The organism is Sphaerisporangium dianthi, assembly GCF_042654065.1.
Taxonomy (GTDB): domain Bacteria; phylum Actinomycetota; class Actinomycetes; order Streptosporangiales; family Streptosporangiaceae; genus Sphaerisporangium; species Sphaerisporangium dianthi.
Genome location: NZ_JBHSFP010000004.1, coordinates 133,828 through 156,129 on the forward strand (window position 1 = coordinate 133,828; position 22,302 = coordinate 156,129).

Below are 22,302 nucleotides of genomic sequence, written 5' to 3' on the forward strand. Positions count from 1 at the left end.
CGCCCGCCGCGACGTGGACAAGCAATGTGGGCGGCCGACGTGGATTCCCGCAGGTCAGGGTGATGCCGCTCAGGGGAGGCTGTGGGCGATGCGCTCGACCTGACCGGGGTCGGCGGCCCAGCAGTAGAGCATGACCTCGTCGGCGCCGACGTCGCCGAAGGCCGTGACGGCGCCCCTGATCGCCGCGGGCGTGGTGAGCATGCCGTGGACGACCTTGTCCCGATAGCCGCCGAAGTCGTAGTACGCCCGGATGGCTCTCCTGGCGGCGTCGACGACCGGCTCAGGTCCGAGCGCCACGTTGGCCTGCGCCACAAGGCGGGGGCGGCCGTCGCGCCCGGCCACCCGCCAGGCGTTCTCCACCGCGCGGAAGAACCGGCCCATCTCCCCGGGATCGGACATCGCCCCGAGGAAGCCGTCTCCGTGGCGCGCGACGCGGTCGGCGGTCGCGGGGACGAACCCGCCGAAGAGCATCTCGGGACCGCCCGCGCGGACCGGCGCGGGCCCGACCGGCCCGGCGCCCTCGCCGTACGCCTCACCCGCCCACAGGCGCCGCATCGTCCTGACCTGCTCGTCCAGGCGCCTGCCACGACCGTGGTAGTCGACGTGCGCCACCTGGAAGTCGTCCTCGCGCACCCCCACGCCCACGCCCAGCGTGAGACGGCCGCCGGACAGCCGGTCGAGGGTCGCGCACTGCTTGGCGAGCAGGGCGGCCGGCCGCAGCGGGGCGATCAGCACCTCGGTCATCAGCCGGATGCGCGAAGTGGCCCCGGCGATGACCGCGAGGGTCACCAGCGGCTCGGGGTTGTCGTACACGATGCGGTCGAGGAGGCCGAGCGTCGAGAACGGGCCGGCCTCGGCGCGGCACGCCCAGGCGCGCAGGGCCTCCAGATCGCCGACGGGCAGACCGAGGCCGACGTTCATGGCGGTCGCTCCCCGTCCTGTGGCGTCTGCCGGAGTGGTACGGAACGGGGTTGACCCACTCTAAACGGCCGGCCCGAGGTTCAGCCGCAGGCACGCCGACGCCCCGCGCCGCCCCAGGGACACGGCGCGATCTGTGCTCAGGCGAGGCGGAGGCTGAGCCAGGCGGCCTCGCACAGGGCCCTGATCTCATCTTCGGTCGGCTGGTGGGCGCCGGAGAACCACAGGCGGCACATCTCCGTGGCCGGGCCGAGCCACAGCACGTAACACATGGTGGGGTGCACCGGGCGCAGCACGCCGTCCTTCATGTGCGGGCGCCACCAGTCGGACACCTGACGGAAGAAGGCGCGCCGCGACTCGGCGACCTCGGGGCCGCCCGGCTCCTCGCGGCGCGGCGGGCGTTCGCTGATCAGGAGGCGGGCCCGCTCGGGATGCTCGCCGCACCACGCCATGTGCATGGCGACGATCGCCTCGATGCCTCCCCGCGCGCTCTCGTGCCGGCACAGTTCGTCGACGAAGGCCCGCTGGTACATGTTCTGGATCTCGGAGTAGAGCACCCCGAAGACGTGTTCCTTGCTGGCGAAGTGGTGGTAGAAGCTCCCCACGCTGACGCCGCTCTCTTCGCGGAGGCTGGCGAGCGTGGTGGCCGAGACTCCGTCCTGGCTGAAGCGGCGCAGGGCACCCTCGATGATGCGGGTGCGGCCGTCTCGTCCGTTCTTCGCGGTCTTCACAGTGTCAATGGTTACTCAACAGAACGTTGTTCTGCAAACCCCGCGGCGCGCCCCATCTTAGCGACCTTGACCGAGCCGGCGTCATCGGGGCCGATTCTTCATCCGGCCGCGGCGACCTCCAGGGACGCGGCGATCTCCACGGCGCCGGACGCGGCCCGCATCTCCGCGTGCGGCCACCATCGGCCGACCATGGCGAGCACCTTGCGGTTCTCGCCCATGACGTCCATCGTGACGGCCCTCGCGCCGCGCGCGACGGCCCGCCGCAGCAGCGTGCGCACGAGCCTGGACCCGAGCCCCACCCCCTGCCACTCGTCCGCCACGACCACCGCGATCTCGGTCGACGCCTCGCGGGTGAAGCTCATCGCGTGCCCGATGACCCGCTCGCCGGCGTCCACCGCCACGAGGACGTCGCGGGCCTCACTGCTGGTGATCATGGCCCGCACCAGCGCCCCGCCGGGCCGGGGCACCCCGCTGAAGAAGCGCAGCGACCTGCTCGCCGGGGAGAGCCCTTCGACGAAGGAGCGCACCCTCGCCTCGTCGTCCAGCCGGCCTGGACGGATCAGCACGGCGGCCGCCGGTCCGGGACCGGAGAGCGTCTCGGGCGCCGTGCGGGCGCGGGGGGCGAGGAGGACGGGGGCCGGCAGCGTCCGGCGAGCCTCCTCCTGGGTCTGATTCATAGACTCAGACTCGCGCAGCGCACCTGAGTCTGTCAACTAGACTTAGCTGCGTTGGAGGGAGGGAAAGTGAGCGCCTACGATGCCTCCATGTCCGAGCCGGCCCTTTTCAGGGTGGAGAACTGCTCGATCGAGCGCACGCTCGCGATCCTCGGCGAGAAATGGACGCTGCTCGTGCTGAAGGAGGCGTTCAACGGCGTCCGCCGGTTCGCCGACATGCAGGCCGGCACCGGCGCGCCCCGGCAGGTGCTCAGCTCCCGCCTCGCGCGACTGGTGGACGAAGGGGTGCTGCGCAAGGTCCCCTACCGCGAGCCGGGCAGCCGGCGCCGCGACGAGTACCGTCTCACGCAGAAGGGCCTCGACCTGTATCCGATCATGGTCAGCCTGATGCACTGGGGCGACCGTCACATGGCCGACCCCGAAGGCCCCCCGGTCGTCCTCACCCACCGCGACTGCGGCTCGCCCGTCGAGCTGCACCTGCGCTGCACGGACGGCCACGAGGTGCCCTCACCCCGCGAGGTCACCCCCCACGCCGGCCCCGGCGCCCGCCTCGCCGGTTAGCGGAGGCGGGGTCACAGCCGCTGCTGGACGATCCGGAGCACCCGTTTGAAGGCGAGGATCGACGCCGCGGCGGCGAGCACCATGAGGACGGCCACCGCGGACGTGCGGACGATCAGGTAGGTCTCGATCGACTCGCTGAACAGCAGCCACAGGCTCAGCGTTCCGTTGACCAGCTGGACCATGCCCCACAGCAGCGACAGGTGGACGAAGAACCTGCGCATCACGGGATGGTGGACGAGGTGGTCGGGCAACGGCACCAGGTCGGTGGTGACCCGCTGGATCAGCGGGCGCGGGGCGGCCGCGGTCGACAGGAACGCGAGGCTCGCGCAGAACACGCCGAGCGTCGGCTGCAGGAAGTAGATGACCACGTCGCCGGTCACCAGCGCCAGCACCGCCCGCACCGTGATCGCGAGCATCGCCAGCAGCACGGTGCCGGGCACCTTCTGCCGCTTGACCAGCCGCAGCGCCGCCCCTCCGTACACCCACGCCACCGCCATGGCCAGCCCGCCTTTGACGCCGGCCACCAGCATCCCGGCGTAGAACACGGCGACCGGAAGGATCATGCCCTCGAGCACGCGCGGCGCGGCGTGCCTGATGAGAACGGAGATCCTTGGAAGCACCATGTGCTGTGGCGAGGGCGGCAGCGCGAGAGTGGACGCGGTCATATGCGAGACGGCTCCTGTGGGACAGAGCGACGTGCCGTGGATGAAATCGGTACGACCGTACGGCATGCCTCCGCCGTTCGCGACTGGTTCCACGAGATCATGATCGGCCGGTGGGCGGACCTTCACCACGTACAAGGACGCGCATGGCGAGACCCTGCCCGCCGTGGCCGGGTCGGGGACCACTCGCCGGCCTGCCTAGGCTGAGAGCGTGTACCGGTTCCTCCTGAGGCCCCGCTGGCTGGCGTTCCACCTGCTGGTCCTGCTGCTCATCCCCGCGTTCGTCTTCCTGGGCAGATGGCAGTTCGGACGCTACGAAGAACGGTCGGCGGCGAGCGAACGGGCCAACGGGAACATCGCCGCGGCGGCGGTGCCGCTGTCCGAGCTGGACAGGCCGGGGGCGAGCGTGCCCGAGGCGGTGAAGTTCCGCACGGTCACGGCCACCGGTCACTACGACCCCGCGCATGAGCTGGTCGTACGGCGCCGTCCGCAGAACGGCCGGCCCGGGTTCTACGTGCTCACGCCCCTCGTCACGGCGGACGGCACCGCGGTGATCGTCAACCGGGGCTGGGTGACGATGGGGCCGACCGCCGACACCCCGCCGGAGGTCCCTCCGCCGACCGCCGGTGAGGTAACTGTCACCGGCCGGCTACATCCGGCGGAGAACGAGGACAACGCCGGCATCACCGACCGCGCCGGGCTGCCGCCCCGCCAGGTCCTGCTGATCGACACCCCGAAGCTCGCCCAGGCGATGCCCTACAAGCTGTTCGGCGGATACGTCGAGCTGACCGGGCAGCGCCCCGCCGCCGCCGCCGAGCCCGAGCCGGTTCCCGAGCCGGACCTGGGCGGAGGCGGCGGCCTCAACCTGGCCTATGCCGTGCAGTGGTGGTTGTTCATCGGCATCGCGATCGGCGGGTGGTTCACGCTGATCCGCCGCGAGGCGAAGGACCTCGACGCCGAACGCCGCGCCGCCCCGGCCACCGACGGCGTCCCCGCTGGAGACACCGTCCCATGACTGACCGCTTGTCGTAATCGTCACGCTTTGAGGTAAGGCCTCTCACGACGGCGGACGCCGCTCCGCGCGCGAACGGATACCGATCGGAGACCTCCCAGCTTGTCTGGTGTTATTCCTGCGGCATACGGTTTTCCCTGTGAACTCATCGCTGCCCCCTGACCCCGAGCCGAGGCGGCGAGATTATGTGATCATCAGCGTCGACGATCACCTGATCGAACCGCCGGACCTTTTCGAGGGCCGGCTCCCCGAAAGGTACGTCGACATGGCCCCCAAGGTCGTGGAGACCGAAGCGGGCCATCAGGTGTGGCGGTACAGCGGCGCGACCTACGCGTGCGCCGGCATGGACGCCGGCGCCGGGCTGCCGCGCGACCAGTGGACGCTCGACCCGGTGCGCTTCGAAGAGATGCGGCCCGGGTGCCACGACATCGAGGCCCGCATCAAGGACATGGACATCGCCGGCGTGTGGGCGGCGCTCAGCTTCCCCGGCATGCTGGCCGTGCAGTCGGGCATGGCCTTCGCCAAGACCCGCGACCAGGACCTCGGCCTGGCGCTCACCCGCGCCTGGAACGACTGGCACTGCGACGTCTGGGCCGGCACCTACCCCGAGCGCATCATCGCCCTCCAGCTCCCATGGCTGCCCGACCCCGAGGTCGCGGCCAAGGAGATCCGCGCCAACGCCGCCCGCGGCTTCAAGGCCGTGGTCTTCCCCGAGTTCCCGACCCGGCTGCGGCTGCCGTCCATCCACACCGGTCACTGGGACCCGTTCTTCGCCGCCTGCGAAGAGACCGGCACGGTCGTCTGCCTGCACACCGGCGCCTCGTCGTGGTCGCCGGTCCCCTCGCCGGACACGCCCATCGAGGCCATCACGACCATGATCCCGGCGAGCGCCATGTTCGCCTGCGCCGACTGGCTCTGGTCGGGCATTCCGCTGCGCTTCCCCAAACTGCGCATTCTCATCGTCGAGGGCGGCGTCGGGTGGCTGCCCATGCTCGCGGCGCGAGCCGACTACGCCCTGGACCACCCCGTCGCCGGCGAGGCGACATGGGAGGGCGGCCTCAAGCCGAGCGAGGTACTCCGCCGCAACTTCTACTTCGGCACGCTGGACGACTACGCCCTGTCCGGCGTGCGCCTGGCCGTCGGCCTGGAGCACGTCCTGCTCGAGAGCGGCTACCCCCGCTCCGAGTCCACCTGGCCGGACGTCCAGCAGGCCCTGGCCCGCAACCTGGGAAGCCTGCCCCCGGCCGACATCGGCAGGGTGGCGTACGGCAACGCCGCCCGCCTGTTCGGCCATCCCCTGCCCTCACGGGCCTGGCTCCTCCGCGAAGGCGAAGACTGAGCCCCGCCCCGTCCCTGGCGGTCTCAGGCGAGCTCGCCGCGCAGCCGCTTGCGCTCCCACTCGACGTAGCGGCCGCTCTCGCCGAACAGAGAGGTCATGAGCCACAGGAACGCGCCGAAGTCGTCCGCGACTCCGATCAGCGGCAGGAAGTCGGGCAGCACGTCGATCGGCGAGACGATGTAGAGCACGCCCAGCCCCATGAGGGCCAGCTTGCTCTTGCCCAGGTCGCGGTACTCCCCGCGCAGCGAACCGCCGATCATCCGCGGCACTGCCCTGAGGCGCGCCATCAGGCTTGGCGAGCCCGGGCGGCTGATGTCCTGATAAGCGCGATAGGCCGCGGCCGCGCGTCCAGCCTTGCTCATGAGGGCCACCTCCGTCTGTGCCGCCGTCACACGCGCACGGCCGGGTCTCGTCGACCCACGCAACTACCCCGCCCCGCACCCGGATAACGCCGCCCCGCGCCGCGGAGTTCCGCTCAAGGCGCGGCGGAGGCGGGGAAAGCGGCGGAGGCGGCCGGAGCGAGGGCGCGGACGGCCTCGGGGATGGGGACGTCGCCCATCGCGATCGGGGCCAGCACGGGCGTCGTGAGGCCGTTGTCGACGTACTCCTGAACGCGTGCCCGGCAGGTCGCCGCGTCCCCGTGCACGATCAGCGCGTCCACGACCTCGTCCGGGATGACGTCGAGCGCGCCCTGACGGTCGCCCGCGGCCCACGCCTCGTGCATGGGCCGCAGCACTTCGCCCCGTCCCAGCCACTCGTGGAAGGCCGCGTAGACCGGCACCGTCAGGTAGGCGGCCAGCATGCGCTTGCCCAGCCTCCTGACCTTCTCGGCGTCCTCACTGACGCAGACGAACAGGCGGGCGATCAGCTCGGTGCCCGCGCCCAGCTCGGCGCGCACCTTGCCCACGTCCTGCGGCGACAGCCAGTTGGTGATCGCCCCGTCGGCCTCCTCCGCCGCCAGGCGCAGCATGCGCGGGCGCAGGGCGGCCAGCACGATCTTCGGCTGCACCTTTGGCGCCCGATCGAGCCGGAATCCTCGGACCTCGAAGGTCTCGTACTTCTCCGTGACCTTCTCCCCCGCGAGGGCCTGCTTGAGGAAGCGCAGGGTGTCGCGCGTCCTGCCGTACGGCTTGACGAACTCGCCGGCGTTCCACCGCTCCACGATGACCGGGGACGAGGCGCCGATGCCGAGCACGAAACGCCCGGGCGCGAGGTCGGCGAGCGTCGCGGCCGACATGGCGAGCAGGCCGGGCCCCCGGGTGGACACCGGGATGATCGCGCTGCCGAGCCTGAGCTCGGGAGCCCAGTCGGCGGCCAAGGCAAGGGGGACGAAACCGTCGGTGCCGCTGACCTCCGCGGACCAGGCGTCGGTGTACCCGAGCCCCGGCAGCTCGGCCACCAGTTCCTTGGACTCGGCCATGGTGCGATCGAAGAACGGGATCGTGATGCCCCAACGCTTCACTGTCCACCTCCTGACGGCGACCATACCAACCGGCCGGTATGTCGCGCACCAGATCGGTTCGGCGGCCTCCGGCATGGCGGTGATCAGCCGCGCAGCTCGCGCATGGCGGTGATGAAGTCCTTGGTCACCCCGCGCAGGCCGGGCAGGTGGGAGAGGCCCACGAGCCGGTCGATCAGCGGCACCATGACCTCGATCAACCGGTACGTGCGCTCGCACCCCGGCGAGGCGTCGTGCACCCAGAACAGCACCACGCCCAGGGAGGACAGCCACAGCAGCTCGGGCAGCTCCTCGCGCAACTCCGCGTCGATGCGATCGGAGGAGCCCTCGACGACCTGCCGGTAGATGCCGATGGCCGCCTCACGGGCCGGCGTCGACTCGCCGCTGAAAGGGCTCAGCGGGTTGGTCGGCTCCGAGGCGTGCTTGAAGAACTTGACGGCGAACCCGTGGTAGGGCTCGGAGACCTGGACCCACGCCCGCAGCACCCCGGTCAGCCGGGCGGCGAACCTCCGCTCGCCCGCCAGCAGGTCCCGGCACGCGGCCTCGTGCTCGCACTGCGCCCGATCGTAGTAGGCCTGGACCAACTGCTCTTTCGACGCAAAGTAGTAGTAAGCGTTTCCCACGGAGACGCCCGCCTCGGCCGCGATGGCCCGCATGGTCGTCGCCTCGTACCCGCGCTCACGGAACAGGCGCAGGGCCGTCTCGACGATGACCTCCCGCGTCTTTTCTCCCCCACGCGCTCTCGGCGTCGATTCGACCACGTGGCCACTGTACGGCCCGAAACCCTTCATGGTCACAGACGCACAGCATGGCCGCCATTTTCCCACCAAAACACGCAGAGTAGTGGAGTCAGCACTCCGAGTGGGTGGGATAGATCCCCTGGCGGAGGGGCGCCCTGCGACAGAGGATCAATATGGGTGTGCATCCATGCACTCGGGGGCCCGCGTGGCTTGGTGCCTGCGCGTTGCTCGCCGTGCAGATCACAGTGACGGCGTTGGGTTCGGCGGAGCCCGCCTCGGCGGCGACTCCGCGGCCGGGCGGTGCGGCGGGGTTCCGGGTCGAGCCGGAGATGACGAACGGGCCCTTGGGCTCACAGGCGGAGGTGACCACACGGACGGCGAACGCGGCCTTTCCTCGACGAGCCGCGCTCGGACGCGCCATCGCGGAACGCGCGACGCCGCGGCGGGCGACCCCGCATGCCGCGGGCCCGGACGCGGCCACGCGCCGCACGGCGCTCCCTCGCAAGGCCACCGCCTCCCGGCAGGCCGCTCTCCGGCAGCGCGAACTCCCATGGGACGCCGCCGTATCCCGGCAGGCCGAATCTCCCCACAAGGCCGCCATATCCCGGCGCGTCCAGCCCTCCCGCCAGGCAGCGTCGCCCCGCAAGGCCGCCCTTTCCGGTCGCGTCACGGCCGCCCAACGCGTCGCGGAGGCTCGAAGAACCGTGCGCGGCCGGCGGGCGGCGACCGCCCCGAAGCTCACGCCCACCCTGGGGGTCACCCCCGCACGGCAGACCACCCGTTCACAACAGGGCGCCGCTTCCAAGCGCGTAGCCCGCTCGCGGCGAACCGCCACATCCGAAAGCATCACCCGCTCCCGGCAAGCCACCGCTTCCCGGCGCGTAGCCCGCTCCCAGCGCGCCACCGCCTCCCGGATGACCGCCGGCTCCCAGAGCGTCGGCGCCCTCCGGCGGACCTCGGCCGTCCGCCGGGCGCCGATCACGCGTCGCGTGGCCGCCGCACGGCGTGCGCTGCCCTCGCGGCAGGCGGCACGCGGCATCGCCAGAGCCGCCGGAATGGTCAGCCCGGTGCTGTGGACGCAGCATCGCCGATTCCAGGCCCTCCGGCTCCAGCACCCGCAGGCGGCGCGGCGCCTGCGGCACGCGGGCCTGCGGTGGCGGTCTTCGGGCAACTGCGTCAACCGGCACCGGACCTCGTGCACCTCCCTGGCCACCGTGCGACTGCAGACCCTGTGGGGCCTTGTGAACCTCAAACGGCGCAGCGGCTGCGACGTGCTGGTCACCGGAGGCACCGAGACCGGCCACGCCGGCGGCCGGTACAGCCACGGCAAGGGCTACAAGATCGACATAGCCCACAACAGGTGCATCGACCGGTTCATCCGGAGCAGGCACCAGGGACGGGTCCGCGGCGACGGCGCCCGGCTCTACTACGAGAAGCGCCCCCAGGGCCACACCATCTACGCCGACGAGCCGAGCCACTGGGACATCATGTTCCGCTGACCCCGGCACGGCGGCCACCCCGCCGGCCTAGGGACGCCACCAGCCGGCTCCGGACGGCCTCCGCCGACCGCGGACACGCCAACCAAGGAGGCCACCCGCCGACCGCAGACACGACTCCCGGGGTGCGCGATCGTTTGCGATGGAACGACCGCGCGCTCCGGGGCTCTTCCTCTAGCGCGCCGAGAGTTCGGCGGCGACGAGCTCGGCGATCTCGGCGGTGTTCAGCGCGGCGCCCTTGCGGAGGTTGTCACCGCAGACGAACATGTCGAGCGTGTTGGGGAAGTCGAGCGCCTGGCGGATGCGCCCGACATAGGTGGGGTCGGTGCCGACGACATCGGCGGGCGTGGGGAACACGCCGTTCGCCGGGTCGTCCAGGACGACCACCGTCGGCGCGGCCTCCAGCACCGCGCGCGCGGTCGCGACCGTCACCGGCTCGGCGAAGGTGGCGTGCACGGCCAGCGAGTGCGTGGTGACGACCGGCACGCGGACGCAGGTGGCCGAGACCTTGAGGTCGGGAATGCCGAGGATCTTGCGGGACTCGTTGCGCACCTTGAGCTCTTCGGAGAACCAGCCGTCGTCCTTGAGCGAGCCCGCGGCGGGCACCACGTTGAACGCCAGCGGCGCCGGGAAGGGCGAGCCGGCCAGATCGGGCACGGCCTTGCGGACGTCGCCGGCCACGGTGCCGATGGTGCGGTTGCCCGCCACGGCGGCGATCTCGTCGTAGAGCCGCTCGGGCCCGGAGACCCCCATGCCGGAGACGGCCTGGTAGGACGCCACGACCAGCTCGCGCAGGCCGTACTCGCGGTGCAGGGCGCCGAGGGCGGCCATCATCGACAGCGTGGTGCAGTTGGGGTTGGCGATGATGCCCTTGGGCCGCCGCTGGACCGCGTCGGCGTTGCACTCGGGCACCACGAGCGGCACGTCGGGATCCATGCGGAAGGCGCCGGAGTTGTCCACCGCGACCGCGCCGCGCGCGGCGGCGACGGGCGCCCACTGAGCCGACACCTCGTCGGGCACGTCGAACATGGCGACGTCGACGCCGTCGAAGGCCTCGGGCGAGAGCGCGACGACCTCGACCTCACGCCCGCGGACGACGAGCTTCTTGCCCGCCGAGCGCGGGGAGGCGATGAGGCGGATCTCGCCCCAGACGTCGGGCCGGCTGGACAGGATCTCAAGCATCACCGTGCCGACCGCGCCGGTGGCGCCGACGACGGCCAGGGTGGGCTTGGCGGTGTTCACTGCTCGGTCACTCTCCTCGCCGGATCGCCTCAGGTCGTCGCTCATCGTCCGGTACCTCCGTAGACCACGGCCTCGACCTGGTCGACGTCGAGGTCGAAGGCGCGGTGGGCGGCCGCCACGGCCGCGTCGACCTCGTCCTGGCCGACGATGACCGAGATGCGGATCTCGGAGGTCGAGATCATCTCGATGTTGATGCCGGCGTCGGCCAGAGCGCCGAAGAAGGTGGCGGTGACACCGGGGTGGGACCGCATGCCGGCGCCGATCAGCGACACCTTGCCGATCTGGTCGTCGAAGAGGATCTTCTCGAAGCCGATCTGCTCCTGGATGCGCTTGAGCGCCGTGACGGCCGCCGTGCCGTCGGCCGAGGGCAGCGTGAAGGAGATGTCGGTGCGTCCGGTGGCGGCGGCCGAGATGTTCTGGACGATCATGTCGATGTTGATCTCGGCGGTCGCGAGCGTTCTGAAGATGGCCGCGGCCTCTCCGACCTTGTCGGGCACCCCGACAACGGTGATCTTTGCCTCGCTCCGGTCGTGCGCGACGCCGGAGATGATCGGCTGCTCCATCTCGTTTCCTTCAGTGTTGGGATCGGAGACGACCCACGTGCCTTCCTTGCTGCTGAACGAGCTTCTGACGTGGATCGGCAGGTTGAACCGCCTGGCGTACTCCACGCAGCGCAGGTGCAGGATCTTGGCGCCGCAGGCCGCCATCTCCATCGACTCCTCATAGGAGATGCGCGGGATCTGGCGGGCGGCGGGGACGATGCGCGGATCGGCGGTGAAGATGCCGTCGACATCGGTGTAGATCTCGCAGACGTCGGCCTCCAGGGCGGCGGCGAGCGCGACGGCCGTGGTGTCGGAACCGCCCCGCCCGAGCGTCGTGATGTCCTTGGTGTCCTGGGAGACGCCCTGGAAGCCGGCCACGATCGCGATCTGGCCGTCGCGCACGGCGTCCTGGATGCGGCCCGGGGTGACGTCGATGATGCGCGCCTTGCCGTGGGTGGAGTCGGTGATCACACCGGCCTGGGAGCCGGTGAACGACCGCGCCTCGTGGCCGAGGTTGGCGATGGCCATCGCCAGCAGCGCCATCGAGATGCGCTCGCCGGCGGTCAGCAGCATGTCGAGCTCGCGCCCTGGAGGCAGCGGCGTCACCTGCTGGGCCAGGTCGAGCAGCTCGTCTGTCGTGTCACCCATCGCCGAGACGATCACCACGACGTCGTTGCCGGCTTTTTTCGTCGCGACGATCCGCTGGGCCACCCGCTTGATGCGAGAGGCGTCGGCGACGGAGGAACCACCGTATTTCTGGACAACGAGCGCCACGGGATGTCTCCCAAAGGTTCAGTTTGCGGAGCTCACAGTCTACTGGGGGCTCCCAGAGCCGCCGCTGATTTAGCCCAGCATGTGGACAACCGACGCCGTGAGCGGCCGAAACGGACACCACCTGTGGATGACCGGTCCGATCGCCGGGCACGCCCGCGCCCGGCGCGGGCGTGCCGCCCGGCGTACCTGGATCAAGCGGTGGTCGTCTCCTCCACCACATCGAGGCGCGTGTGGGCCACCAGCGCCTGCAGCGCCCGCATCGCCGCACCCGCGTGGTTGCCCCAGGTGTTGAAGTAGGAGTACTGCCACCACCACAGAGCCTCCAGCGGACGCCCCGCGCGGTAATGGCCGAGCCCGTGGATCAGATCGGCCGCGACGGCCGCCAGGTCGTCGGACAGGCGGTAGGCGGTGACCCCCGTGTCCTTGTACGGGTCGAAGACCTCGGCGTAGTCGTCCACGGGACCAAGACGCGTGGCGAGCGCCGTGCGCACCCCGTCGAGATCGGGGTCGGGACCGGTCGCGGGCTCGAAGTTGCCCTGCAGGATCACGTCCTGCGCGGCCCCGAGCTGCGCGCCCGCCAAGCTGACCTGCGCGACCTCGACGAGCAGCATCGGCAGCATGGCATCTCCGCCCTCGCCGCCCGCCAGCCTGGTCAGGCCGTCGAGGTAATTCTGCGCGTGCGCGGCGATGCGGTCCGCCATGGCGTTCCACTCGTCAAACATCCAGCAGCCTCCGTCCTTCGAAAGCGCGGCCCAAGGTGACCTCGTCGGCGTACTCGAGGTCTCCGCCCACTGGCAGACCGCTGGCCAATCGTGTCACTTTCAAACCCATCGGTTTCACCAATCTGGCCAGATAGGTGGCTGTGGCCTCCCCTTCCAGGTTGGGATCGGTCGCGAGGATCAGCTCGGTGACCCGGCCGTCTGCCAGCCTCGTCATCAGCTCGCGGATGCGCAGGTCGTCCGGGCCCACGCCTTCGATGGGGCTGATCGCCCCGCCGAGCACGTGGTAGCGGCCGCGGAACTCGCGCGTCTTCTCGATGGCGACGACGTCCTTGGACTCCTCGACGACGCAGATGACGTGGGGGTCACGCCGGGTGTCGCGGCAGATGCGGCACTCCTCCTCGGCCGCGACGTTCCCGCAGACGCGGCAGAACCGGACGCGCTCTTTGACCTCCAGCAGGACGTTTGCCAGCCGCTTGACGTCCGCCGGGTCGGCGGCCAGCAGGTGGAACGCTATGCGCTGCGCGCTCTTGGGACCGACGCCGGGCAGCAGGCCCAGCTCGTCGATCAGATTCTGGACGACCCCTTCATACATGGCGGTCAGAACCCCGGAAGCTGGAATCCGCCCCCGCCGAGGCCCTGGGCGAGCGGACCGAGCTTCTCTTGCTGGAGGTCGGCCGCCGCGCGGACGGCGTCGCGCACCGCCGCGATCACCAGGTCGGCGATCGTGTCGGCCGTGTCCTGCGGGTCGCCGGCGTCGATGGCCTTTGGACTGATCTTGAGTTCGAGCAGCTCGCCACTGCCGTTCACCGTGGCGACGACCAGGCCGCCACCGGCAGTTCCCTCGACCTCGGCGTCGTTGAGCTCCTGCTGTGCCGTCGCGAGCTGCTGCTGCATGAGCTGCGCCTGCTCGAGCAACTGCTGCAGGTTGACATCACCTGGATTCACGATCGTGCGCTCCTCATGGCTTCGCGTGTGGCACGAGCCTACGGGGTTTGCCACGGATGTTGCACTGGCGTCGGCCGGTGGCGGCGAGCGGGAGCCCGCCGCGGGCCACGGCGCCGCAGGTGCCCGCCCCAGTAGGAGAGCGCGTCACGCGGGGCGGCGGCGGCCGTCCGCGGCGTGCCGGCGCGTGTCGTCCCACCGCGCCCCCGGACCCGGTGCGGCCTCCGCCCGGTGCGCGACTCCAGCGTCGCAGAACCGGCGAGGGGACGGTGTCAAGCGGGGGCATGCATCACGTCAAGACCACATGAGGACGCCCGGAACACGTGGACACCCCATGGGGACGCCCCGGAACGCGCGCCGACGCCCGCCGCGGCGCCCGCGGCGAATCGCGCCAGGGGCCTATGTGTGGTCGATCTCGCCGATGATCTTGCCGCCCAGCTCGCGCTCGACGAGGGCCATGCCGGTCAGCGCGTCGGCGTCCGCGTCGGCGTCGTTGTCCGGGTCGACCTCGTCGGCATCGGCCGACGAGGGGCCGGAGCGGCCCGGGACGGCGTCCGGCCAGCCTGCGGCGCCCGCCTGCCGCGGACCCGACTGGGCCGCCGCCTGCGCGGCCGAGCGCGCCGCGGCGAGCCCCGGACGGGCCTCGCCGAACCCCGGGCTCGGAGCGTGCCCCTCGTCGTCCGGCGGCGGCGCGTCCGGCCACGGCTCGTCCGACGCGGCGGGCGCCGGTCGCTGCGCGGCGGCCTGCCGCCGCCCCTGCGACGGCGTGCTCGGCGCGGGCTGTGCGGGAGCCTGAGGGGGTGCCTGAGCGGCGGGCGGGCTTTCAGGGCGCGGAGACGACGCCGGCCTGCCCGCCGGCGACTGCCGTGCCGGGGCCGGGGCCGGGGGCGCCGAGCCGCCCGGCGCGTTGCCGACCACCGCCTCGACGCGCCAGTGGCCGCTCATGACCTCGGCGATGGCCGCCGCTACGACGGCGTCCTTGGCGCCGTTGACGAAGTTGCGCATCGCGCCGACCTGGCTGAAGCCGAGCGTGACGATGTTGTCCTCGACGCCGATGAGCTGCGAGTTGGTGTTGACGTTCGCCCAGACGGCCGGCGAGCGCCGCTTGAGCACGTCCAGAACCTGCGGCCAGGTGTGCTGGAAGGCGCCGGCCGCCGCCTGGACCACCGGCCCTGAGGGGGAGGCGTCCGGCCTGCGCGACTGCGCCTGCGGCCCGGGAACCGCCTGCGACTCGGCCTGCGCGCCGGCCCTCGCCGGGGCCGGCCAGTCGTCCGCGGACGGCCGCGCGGCGGACGTCCCCGCCCCGGCCGGCTGCGCCTGACCGGGGACGGCGTTCACGGCCTGCCCGGCGTGCTGCGAGGCCCCCGCGAGGTGCTGGGACTGACCGGGCTGCGGGAACTGCGGTTCGGCGGCCGTCTGCGCATCGGGGGACGCGCCGGCCCGCGCGCCCGGACCGGATGAGGCGGGCGCCGGTGCGGCGGCCGCCACCACGCCGGTGCGCTCGAGCCGTTCCAGACGGGCGAGCAACGCGCCCTCGCCCTGGGCTGCGCCGGGGAGCAGGACCCGGGCGCACATGAGCTCGAGCAGCAGCCGGGGAGAGGCCGCGCCCCGCATCTCGGTCAGACCGGCGTTGAACAGCTCGGCCGCGCGGGTCAGCTCGGCGGGGCCCATGGAGGCGGCCTGCTCGGCCAGCCGCTCCAGCTCGTCGGCCGGCCGGTCGAGCAGGCCGTTGCCCGCGGCCTCGGGCACGTTGGCGAGAATCACCAGGTCGCGGAAGCGCTCGAGCAGGTCCATGGCGAACCGGCGCGGGTCGTGGCCGCCCTCGGCCACCCGGTTGACCGCCTGGAAGACCGCGGCGCCGTCGCGCCGGGCGAACGCGGCGACGATCTCGTCCAGCAGCCCGCCGTCGGTGTACCCCAGAAGGGACACGGCGCGGGCGTAGGTGATGCCGGCCTCGTCGGCTCCGGCCAGCAGTTGGTCCAGGATCGAGAGCGAGTCGCGGGCCGAGCCCGCACCCGCGCGCACGACCAGCGGCAGCGCCGCCGGCTCGTACGGCACCGACTCGGAGCCGAGGATCTCCTCCAGCAGCTGCCGCAGCGTCGCCGGAGGCATGAGCCGGAACGGGTAGTGGTGGGTGCGGGACTTGATGGTGCCGATGACCTTCTCAGGCTCGGTGGTCGCGAAGACGAACTTCAGGTGCGGCGGGGGCTCTTCGACGAGCTTGAGCAGCGCGTTGAATCCCTCACGGGTCACCATGTGCGCTTCGTCGATGATGTAGATCTTGAAGCGTGCGGAGACCGGGGCGAAGAAGGCGCGTTCGCGCAGGTCGCGGGCATCGTCCACGCCACCGTGGGACGCGGCGTCGATCTCGATGACGTCGAGGTGGCCGGCGCCGGTGGGGGCCAGCGCCACGCACGAGTCGCACTCGCCGCAGGGATCGGGCGTCGGGCCCTTCTCGCAGTTCAGCGAGCGGGCGAGGATGCGCGCGCTGGAGGTCTTGCCGCATCCGCGCGGCCCGCTGAAGAGATAGGCGTGGTTGATACGGCCGGTGCTGAGCGCCTGCCGCAGCGGCTCGGTGACGTGCTCCTGCCCCTTGACTTCGGCGAACGTCCCAGGCCGGTATTTGCGGTAGAGAGCGAGACTCATGCCGTCTCCTCGCCTAGGGGGTCGGAGTGGGTGATCGCCGGAGCGCCGTGAGGACCGTATGCGCCGACCATCGCGATCATGTGACGACACCGCCTTGAGGCTTCAGCGAAGAGACCCCTCGCACACCCGACAGAGCCCGCTTATCCTTGCTGCCTTCCGGCCCTGGGGAGGTTCACAGGATGACGCCGTGCGAGGGGTCCGGTGACAGTCTAGCCGTGCGCGGCAGTGCTCGGGGCGGCTCCGGACGGGAACACCGAGACCGATTCGCCGTCATCTTCATGGTCTCGGCGGCCTCCGAAGTCCGGTAAGCTTCTCGACGGAGGATTCGCCTAGTTGGCCTAGGGCGCACGCTTGGAAAGCGTGTTGGGGGCAACCCCTCAGGAGTTCGAATCTCCTATCCTCCGCGCTTGGTTGAGCAGCAAGAACACGAGGGCCCCGGTCGATCCAACCGGGGCCTTCGTGCTGTCCGGGTCTCAATGGGGGTCTCAGTCGGGGCACATCACCCCAGCCAGCATGGCCATCGCTGAGCAGATCGACTGTCCCTTCCAAGTGATGTTGTCGAAGCGGACACGCATGACCCGTAGTCCGACATGTTGATGCGGACAGGTTCGGGTGGAGTCGTTCAGGTCTTGTTGTCGGTGAACTGACGATCGGCGTCTCCTCCCCTTCAAGGCCACTTCCCGTGATCGTCCACTACGGTGCTTTTGTGATGTTGCCTGTAGACAGTCACGTGCACAGCGAGTGGTCCTGGGACGCCCCGAACGCCTCGATGGAGAACGCTTGCGCGCGGGCGGTGGAGCTTGGGCTCCCGGCGATCGCCTTCACCGAACACCTTGACCACACGTCGTTGAACATCGGTTCCGCGGATGACGCTCATCTGCTGTCGCTGAGCTCGCCGGAGGGGGTGTTGAGCCCTCCGGCGTTCGACGTGGACGGGTATCTGGACTCGATCGAGCGGTGTCGCGAGCGCTTCCCCGGGCTACGGATCCTGAGTGGGCTGGAGGTCGGGGAGCCGCACTGGCACGCCGAGGCCGTGGCAAAGGTACTCGCGGCCGGGCGGTTCGACAGGATCCTCGGCTCTCTGCACTGCCTGCCCGACGGCGACGGGTTCGCGGAACCGTGGGGGCTATACGACCACCGGGTTGCGGCCGAGGTCATCCGGGAGTACCTGGCCGAGGTCGCCGGACTGGCGGCAGGAAGCGATGTGTTCTCCGTGCTCGCCCACATCGACTACCCAGTGCGGTCCTGGCCTACGGAGGTCATGCCTTTCGATCCGCTGGCCTTCGAGGAGGAGTTCCGGCATGCGCTGCGGGCGACCGCCTCGTCGGGGCGGGCCCTGGAGATCAACACGAGGTTGCCGCTGTCACCGGTGATCCTGCGATGGTGGCACGAGGAGGGCGGACCGGCGGTCAGCTTCGGCAGCGACGCCCACGACCCATCCCTCGTAGCTCACGAGTTCCGAGAGGCGGCAGACATGGCAGAGGCGCACGGATTCCGCCCTGGGCAGGACCCGTACGATTTCTGGGCGCGTGTGGACTGACGGTGAGTGTCTGGAATCTCAAACACAGCGTCGGCAGCCCCATGGCGTCGTCAGGTCTGTTGTCGGTGAACCGGTTTGTGGTGCGTTGGCTTTGCCAGATATCGACGGCCGAGGGTCTCAGTCGGGGTCTGAGATCACGCCCGTTCGCGCTTGTTCAGCAGTGCCCGCCGTCCCCCTAGCTCCCAGGTCATAGCCGGTCACGTACGGGCACGTACGAAGATCCGCAGACTGGGAAAGCGTGTTGGGGGCAACCCCTCAGGAGTTCGAATCTCCTATCCTCCGCGCTTGGTTGAGCAGCAAGAAGGGCCCGGTCGATCCAACCGGGCCCTTCGTGTTTCTCCATCCGATTCCTCCACCCGACGAGAGCGTCAGATCCGGTCGCGGATGGCGGCCAGCATGCGCGGGGTCTCCGACGCGGGCATCGCCAGGATGCTGAGCCTGTCCAGGACGCCGGCGTAGTCGTCGAGGTCGGCGCGCTTGTCCAGGTACAGAGCGCCGGTGAGCTGTTCGAGGTAGACGATGTCGGGCAGAGCGGGCTCGGCGAAGCGCAGGATGCTGAACGGACCGCATGTCGCGGCGTGGCCGCCGGCCTCGAACGGCAGCACCTGCAGGGTGACGTTCGGCATGGCGGCGACCTCGATCAGGTGGTCGAGCTGGGCACGCTGCACCTCCCAGCCCCCGAAGGGCCGATAAACGGCCGCCTCGTCCACGACGCACCACAGCCGTGGGCCGCCCTCTCTGGCGATGATGCGCTGGCGCCCCATCAGCAGGCCGAGGCGGCGGTCCACTTCGAAGGGCGGCGCCTCGTCATGGCACACCTGGATGAGGGCACGGGCGTAGTCCTCGGTCTGCAGCAGAGCGGGCACGATCTGGACGTCATAGGTGCGGATGACGGTGGCGGCCTCCTCAAGGCCCACGTACGCCTCCGACCAGCCCGGCAGGACGTCGCCGTACTTGTGCCACCAGCCATGGGCGTTGGCCTGCGCGGCCAGCGAGAGCAGCGCCCGGCGTTCGGCGTCGCCGGTGACGCCGTACAGGGTGAGCAGGTCGGACACGTCCCGGGCCTTGAACGGGCTGCGCCCGAGCTCCAGCCGTCCGATCTTGGACGCGCTTCCGCGGATCGCGTATCCGGCCTCGTCCCGGGTGATGCCCTTGGCCTCGCGGAGGTCGCGCAATCGGCCGCCGAGGACCATGCGCAAGGCCGTCGGACCGGTGCCGGGGGGCGGGAGAACCTCGTCGGCCGGCGTACCGCCTCGCAGGTGTTCCCCGGTCATTCGAGCGCTCCCTGGACAGGTGGACGGCGCGGCGGAGCCGCCGGTACTCAGCGGGACATCGTACGCCTTCCTTCGTTGACGACGGTGCAAATGCACGTGCATATGAAGAATAATTCTCTCGTGCAAGTGCACTTGCACACGGTGCGATCAGTAGAGCAGGATAGCCGCGCGAGAGGTTCCATCCGCGATCAGCGGCAGAAAAGCGAACGGCCCCCTGTGGTCTAGACAGGGAGCCGTTCTAGTCCATCCCCGCACTCCAACCGCACGAGAAGGACATCGCCGATGAGAATACCTTGGCGGCAGCCTGCCCAGAACGCCCCCTTTTCCACGCAGCCGACCCGGCTACCGCAACGCTGGGTGCTCATCTTGGGGCTCTCAGGCAACCTCACCACGAACATGACCACGGCGATGGGGCCGGGCGTCGGACTGCCCGCCGGGCTCGCCGCCGTCGGCCTGCTTCACTCGATCATGGACTGAGAGGGGACGCCGGGGCACGGCCGCCGCCGGCCTGCCCACACGAAGGATGCAGGCCCAGGCCGACTCCCGCGCCGGCCGAGAACGCGAGAACCAGTCCCGCGACGAACGGCCCGTGGGAGGCGGCCAGGGCCCGCAGCCACGCGCCCGTCGGCATGATCGGCAGGCTGCGCACGAAGTAGGCCGGAGGGGGCACCTCGTCGCGGGAAGGAGGCGGCGCCTCATCATGGGAGGGAGGCGGCGCCTCATACCTGGCACTCAAGGTGACTCCCGTCCCACCTGCGGTGATCGTTGATCATCACCGTAACGCGCCTCCGGCCGCCGGCCTTGGAACCGGCACCCGCACGAAGCCGATCACGGCGCCGCGTTGACCCTCGGCGGGGATGACCTTGGCGAACGGCTCTTCGTGCGGCGCCATGGCCGCCCGGGGCTTGAGCTGGGCTTGATCTCTCTCCGCCGAAGCGCATGATCGTTTCTCTCCGGGGCACTAGGCAGGGGCAGACGACACCCCTGAGGACCGAAGAAAAAGGAACGGGCCGATGGATTTCCGTGACGATGTCGATCTAGACGCCTCCCAGGTCGAGAACCGTGGTGGCGGAGGCGGGCTCCGCGGTGGCGGCCTCGCCATCGGAGGAGGCGCGGCGGGCATCATCGCCCTCATCGCCGCGCTCATATTCGGGATCAACCCCGGTGACATCACCGGGGGCGGTGGAGGCGACACGACGGGCGTCCAGCCGACCTCCGACCTCTCCCAGGAGTGCAAGAAGGGCTCCGACGCCGATCAGTCCGAGAACTGCCGGGTGGTGGGCGTGGTCAACAGCATCCAGGCGTACTGGAAGGGCGCCTTCGGCCAGAGCGGCGGCGGCGCGTACACGCCGGCGAAGACCGTGCTGTTCACCCAGGCGGTGGACACCGGGTGCGGGCAGGCCACCTCGCAGGTCGGGCCGTTCTACTGCCCGAGCGACAAGCACGTCTATCTCGACCTCAGCTTCTTCGACGACCTGCAGAGCAAGTTCGGCGCCAAGGGCGGTCCGTTCGCGCAGGCGTACGTCATCGCCCACGAGTACGGCCACCACGTGCAGGATCTCCTCGGGACCATGGACCGCGTCGGCGGCGACAGCCAGGGCGCCGAGAGCGCCTCGGTCCGGCTGGAACTCCAGGCGGACTGCTACGGCGGCGTGTGGGCCAAGAACGCCGTGGACACCGGCTTCTACGACAAGCCCTTCACCGAGACCGACATCCAGGAGGCGCTCGACGCCGCGTCGGCGGTCGGCGACGACCGCATCCAGGAGAAGACGCAGGGACGCGTGGACCCGGAGTCCTTCACGCACGGCACGGCCGCCCAGCGGACGAAGTGGTTCAGCGCCGGCTACACCTCGGGCGATCCGGCGAAGTGCGACACCTTCGCCGGCGGAATCTGAGCTGTTCCGCACTGCACCACGCACCCACTGAAGCAGGGCGAACCGGAAACCTCTCTTAAACTGCGTAGGGTGATCTTCAAGTCAGTCGGTGATGGCCGCCCGTACCCCGAGCATGGCCTGTCGCATCGCGAGTGGGCACAGATTCCGCCCCGGCAGGTCAGGCTCGACGATCTGGTCACCACGAAAGCGGTTCTCGACCTGCATTCCCTGCTCGCCAAGGACTCCACGTTCTACGGCGACCTGTTCCCCCACGTGGTGCAGTGGCACGGTGAGCTGTACCTGGAGGACGGCCTGCACCGCGCCCTGCGCGCGGCCCTGCACCAGCGCTCGGTCCTGCACGCGCGCGTGCTGGAGCTTGACGACTCCGGCGGATCCTCTCCCGAATGACGCCGTGTGAGACCGGGGGTGCAGGCGAAATGAGTGAGGTGACGGCACCGATCGACGAGGCCCCGTAGGCAGAAGAGTTCCCCGTACGGGGCCCCGCGCCGCCCCTCGGATATTTCCGTTGACACCCCATGCGCGCGGAGGTCAGCCTGAGCGAATGCTGATACGCCGTGAGCTCCCCACCGACATCCCGGCCATCCGTGAGGTGCACGACGCCGCCTTCGCCAAGCCGGACGCGCCTGGGGAGCCGACCATGGAGGCCGGCCTGGTGGACGCCCTGCGGGCCTGCGACGCCTGGCTGCCGCCGCTCTCGCTGGTGGCCACCGCGGCGGACGGCTCCGTCGTGGGGCACGTCGTCTGCACCCGGGCCTCGGTGGGCCCCGCTCCCGTGCTCGGGCTCGGACCGCTCGGGGTGCTCCCGGCCCATCAGCGCCGGGGCGTCGGCCACGCCCTCATGCACGCCGTGCTCGGAGCGGCGGACGCGTTCGGCGAACCGCTGGTCGTGCTCCTCGGCCACCGCGACTACTATCCGCGATTCGGTTTCCGGCCGGCCACCGAGCTCGAGATCATCTCGCCGGTCCCGCAGTGGGGCGATGCCTTCCAGGTGCGCGCGCTGACCGCCTACTCGCCGGCCATCCGCGGCGCGTTCGCGTACGCCAAGCCCTTCGACGAGCTGTAGCGGCAGGCGCCGTCCTGGCGGGGGCGTGTGCCGGCCGTACCTGCGAGGCCGCGAGGCCGGTGGAGGCGGC

Annotated in this window: 24 protein-coding genes, 1 tRNA gene and 1 other RNA gene; 10 read left to right on the forward strand and 16 right to left on the reverse strand. The window is 70.6% G+C overall.

All coding sequences use genetic code 11. The features are described 5' to 3' along the window. Nucleotides 1-69: 69 nt before the first annotated feature. From ACFO60_RS08455 to ACFO60_RS08465, 3 genes are all read right to left on the reverse strand, one after another. Nucleotides 70-921: an LLM class flavin-dependent oxidoreductase gene (locus ACFO60_RS08455; protein ID WP_380838875.1), complete on the reverse strand. Its 852-nt coding sequence runs from the start codon at nt 919-921 to the stop codon at nt 70-72. A gap of 137 nt (nt 922-1,058) precedes the next feature. Further along, a complete protein-coding gene (locus ACFO60_RS08460; RefSeq protein ID WP_380838876.1) occupies nt 1,059-1,649 on the reverse strand; it encodes a TetR/AcrR family transcriptional regulator in 591 nt (196 codons plus the stop codon). 98 nt (nt 1,650-1,747) lie between these two features. Beyond that, nucleotides 1,748-2,326 carry a GNAT family N-acetyltransferase gene (locus ACFO60_RS08465; protein ID WP_380838878.1) on the reverse strand — a complete coding sequence of 193 codons (579 nt, stop codon included), beginning with the start codon at nt 2,324-2,326 and terminating at the stop codon, nt 1,748-1,750. A gap of 66 nt (nt 2,327-2,392) precedes the next feature. Here ACFO60_RS08465 and ACFO60_RS08470 point away from each other — a divergent pair, with 66 nt between their 5' ends. Beyond that, a complete protein-coding gene (locus ACFO60_RS08470) occupies nt 2,393-2,884 on the forward strand; it encodes a winged helix-turn-helix transcriptional regulator (RefSeq protein ID WP_380838880.1) in 492 nt (163 codons plus the stop codon). Nucleotides 2,885-2,895: 11 nt separating this feature from the next. Here the strand turns inward: ACFO60_RS08470 and ACFO60_RS08475 are convergent, their stop codons facing one another. Continuing rightward, the gene (locus ACFO60_RS08475; protein WP_380838881.1) at nt 2,896-3,549 is read right to left on the reverse strand and encodes a VC0807 family protein; all 654 of its coding nucleotides are present in this window, start codon (nt 3,547-3,549) and stop codon (nt 2,896-2,898) included. Nucleotides 3,550-3,757: 208 nt separating this feature from the next. Between ACFO60_RS08475 and ACFO60_RS08480 the strand changes: the two genes are divergently transcribed. Both ACFO60_RS08480 and ACFO60_RS08485 read left to right on the forward strand, forming a co-directional pair. Then, complete coding sequence (locus ACFO60_RS08480; protein WP_380838883.1) at nt 3,758-4,561, forward strand: SURF1 family cytochrome oxidase biogenesis protein; 804 nt, start codon at nt 3,758-3,760, stop codon at nt 4,559-4,561. 136 nt (nt 4,562-4,697) lie between these two features. Then, nucleotides 4,698-5,897: an amidohydrolase family protein gene (locus tag ACFO60_RS08485; protein ID WP_380838885.1), complete on the forward strand. Its 1,200-nt coding sequence runs from the start codon at nt 4,698-4,700 to the stop codon at nt 5,895-5,897. A 23-nt stretch (nt 5,898-5,920) separates the two neighbouring features. Here ACFO60_RS08485 and ACFO60_RS08490 read toward each other — a convergent pair whose 3' ends face one another. The 3 genes from ACFO60_RS08490 to ACFO60_RS08500 all read right to left on the reverse strand — a co-directional run bounded on the left by ACFO60_RS08490 (nt 5,921) and on the right by ACFO60_RS08500 (nt 8,117). After that, entirely contained in the window at nt 5,921-6,259 is a 339-nt protein-coding gene (locus tag ACFO60_RS08490) for a YkvA family protein (RefSeq protein WP_380838887.1), read from the reverse strand. A gap of 113 nt (nt 6,260-6,372) precedes the next feature. Continuing rightward, nucleotides 6,373-7,383 carry an LLM class F420-dependent oxidoreductase gene (locus ACFO60_RS08495; protein WP_380838889.1) on the reverse strand — a complete coding sequence of 337 codons (1,011 nt, stop codon included), beginning with the start codon at nt 7,381-7,383 and terminating at the stop codon, nt 6,373-6,375. Between the two features lie 59 nt (nt 7,384-7,442). Then, nucleotides 7,443-8,117, reverse strand: a complete 675-nt coding sequence (locus ACFO60_RS08500; RefSeq protein WP_380838891.1) for a TetR/AcrR family transcriptional regulator — start codon at nt 8,115-8,117, stop codon at nt 7,443-7,445. 893 nt (nt 8,118-9,010) lie between these two features. Here ACFO60_RS08500 and ACFO60_RS08505 point away from each other — a divergent pair. Further along, nucleotides 9,011-9,595 carry a hypothetical protein gene (locus tag ACFO60_RS08505; protein WP_380838893.1) on the forward strand — a complete coding sequence of 195 codons (585 nt, stop codon included), beginning with the start codon at nt 9,011-9,013 and terminating at the stop codon, nt 9,593-9,595. Nucleotides 9,596-9,766: 171 nt separating this feature from the next. Here ACFO60_RS08505 and ACFO60_RS08510 read toward each other — a convergent pair whose 3' ends face one another. The 7 genes from ACFO60_RS08510 to ffs form a co-directional block, all read right to left on the reverse strand. Next, nucleotides 9,767-10,879 (reverse strand): aspartate-semialdehyde dehydrogenase, encoded by a 1,113-nt coding sequence (locus tag ACFO60_RS08510; RefSeq protein ID WP_380838895.1) that lies wholly within the window; start codon nt 10,877-10,879, stop codon nt 9,767-9,769. Then, nucleotides 10,876-12,150, reverse strand: coding sequence for an aspartate kinase (locus ACFO60_RS08515; RefSeq protein WP_380838897.1), 1,275 nt, complete (start codon nt 12,148-12,150; stop codon nt 10,876-10,878). The genes ACFO60_RS08510 and ACFO60_RS08515 overlap by 4 nt, the downstream gene beginning before the upstream one ends. Before the next feature lie 191 nt (nt 12,151-12,341). Then, complete coding sequence (locus tag ACFO60_RS08520; protein ID WP_380838899.1) at nt 12,342-12,872, reverse strand: DUF5063 domain-containing protein; 531 nt, start codon at nt 12,870-12,872, stop codon at nt 12,342-12,344. Then, nucleotides 12,865-13,464: a recombination mediator RecR gene (gene recR, locus ACFO60_RS08525; RefSeq protein ID WP_380838901.1), complete on the reverse strand. Its 600-nt coding sequence runs from the start codon at nt 13,462-13,464 to the stop codon at nt 12,865-12,867. Before recR ends, ACFO60_RS08520 begins: the two co-directional genes overlap by 8 nt. 5 nt (nt 13,465-13,469) lie before the next feature. After that, nucleotides 13,470-13,817: a YbaB/EbfC family nucleoid-associated protein gene (locus ACFO60_RS08530; protein WP_380838903.1), complete on the reverse strand. Its 348-nt coding sequence runs from the start codon at nt 13,815-13,817 to the stop codon at nt 13,470-13,472. 396 nt (nt 13,818-14,213) lie between these two features. Beyond that, nucleotides 14,214-16,460, reverse strand: coding sequence for a DNA polymerase III subunit gamma and tau (locus tag ACFO60_RS08535; protein WP_380838904.1), 2,247 nt, complete (start codon nt 16,458-16,460; stop codon nt 14,214-14,216). Nucleotides 16,461-16,566: 106 nt separating this feature from the next. Further along, nucleotides 16,567-16,662, reverse strand: an RNA gene (ffs, locus tag ACFO60_RS08540) — signal recognition particle sRNA small type. Nucleotides 16,663-16,778: 116 nt separating this feature from the next. On the opposite strand from ffs, the gene ACFO60_RS08545 reads away from it, so the two are divergent. After that, a tRNA-Ser gene (locus ACFO60_RS08545) sits at nt 16,779-16,864 on the forward strand. 278 nt (nt 16,865-17,142) lie between these two features. After that, a complete protein-coding gene (locus ACFO60_RS08550) occupies nt 17,143-18,000 on the forward strand; it encodes a PHP domain-containing protein (protein ID WP_380838906.1) in 858 nt (285 codons plus the stop codon). 368 nt (nt 18,001-18,368) lie between these two features. On the opposite strand, the gene ACFO60_RS08555 is transcribed toward ACFO60_RS08550, so the two are convergent. After that, complete coding sequence (locus ACFO60_RS08555) at nt 18,369-19,274, reverse strand: helix-turn-helix domain-containing protein (RefSeq protein ID WP_380838908.1); 906 nt, start codon at nt 19,272-19,274, stop codon at nt 18,369-18,371. A 282-nt stretch (nt 19,275-19,556) separates the two neighbouring features. Here ACFO60_RS08555 and ACFO60_RS08560 point away from each other — a divergent pair, with 282 nt between their 5' ends. Next, a complete protein-coding gene (locus ACFO60_RS08560) occupies nt 19,557-19,751 on the forward strand; it encodes a hypothetical protein (protein WP_380838910.1) in 195 nt (64 codons plus the stop codon). Here ACFO60_RS08560 and ACFO60_RS08565 read toward each other — a convergent pair. Next, the gene (locus ACFO60_RS08565; RefSeq protein WP_380838912.1) at nt 19,741-20,010 is read right to left on the reverse strand and encodes a hypothetical protein; all 270 of its coding nucleotides are present in this window, start codon (nt 20,008-20,010) and stop codon (nt 19,741-19,743) included. The genes ACFO60_RS08560 and ACFO60_RS08565 overlap by 11 nt on opposite strands. A 277-nt stretch (nt 20,011-20,287) precedes the next feature. Here ACFO60_RS08565 and ypfJ point away from each other — a divergent pair, with 277 nt between their 5' ends. The 3 genes from ypfJ (at nt 20,288) to ACFO60_RS08580 (ending at nt 22,232) form a co-directional block, all read left to right on the forward strand. After that, entirely contained in the window at nt 20,288-21,169 is an 882-nt protein-coding gene (gene ypfJ / locus ACFO60_RS08570) for a KPN_02809 family neutral zinc metallopeptidase (protein ID WP_380838914.1), read from the forward strand. A 69-nt stretch (nt 21,170-21,238) separates the two neighbouring features. After that, nucleotides 21,239-21,556: a type II toxin-antitoxin system VapB family antitoxin gene (locus ACFO60_RS08575; protein ID WP_380838916.1), complete on the forward strand. Its 318-nt coding sequence runs from the start codon at nt 21,239-21,241 to the stop codon at nt 21,554-21,556. Nucleotides 21,557-21,710: 154 nt separating this feature from the next. Further along, nucleotides 21,711-22,232: a GNAT family N-acetyltransferase gene (locus tag ACFO60_RS08580; RefSeq protein ID WP_380838918.1), complete on the forward strand. Its 522-nt coding sequence runs from the start codon at nt 21,711-21,713 to the stop codon at nt 22,230-22,232. Nucleotides 22,233-22,302 lie beyond the last annotated feature (70 nt).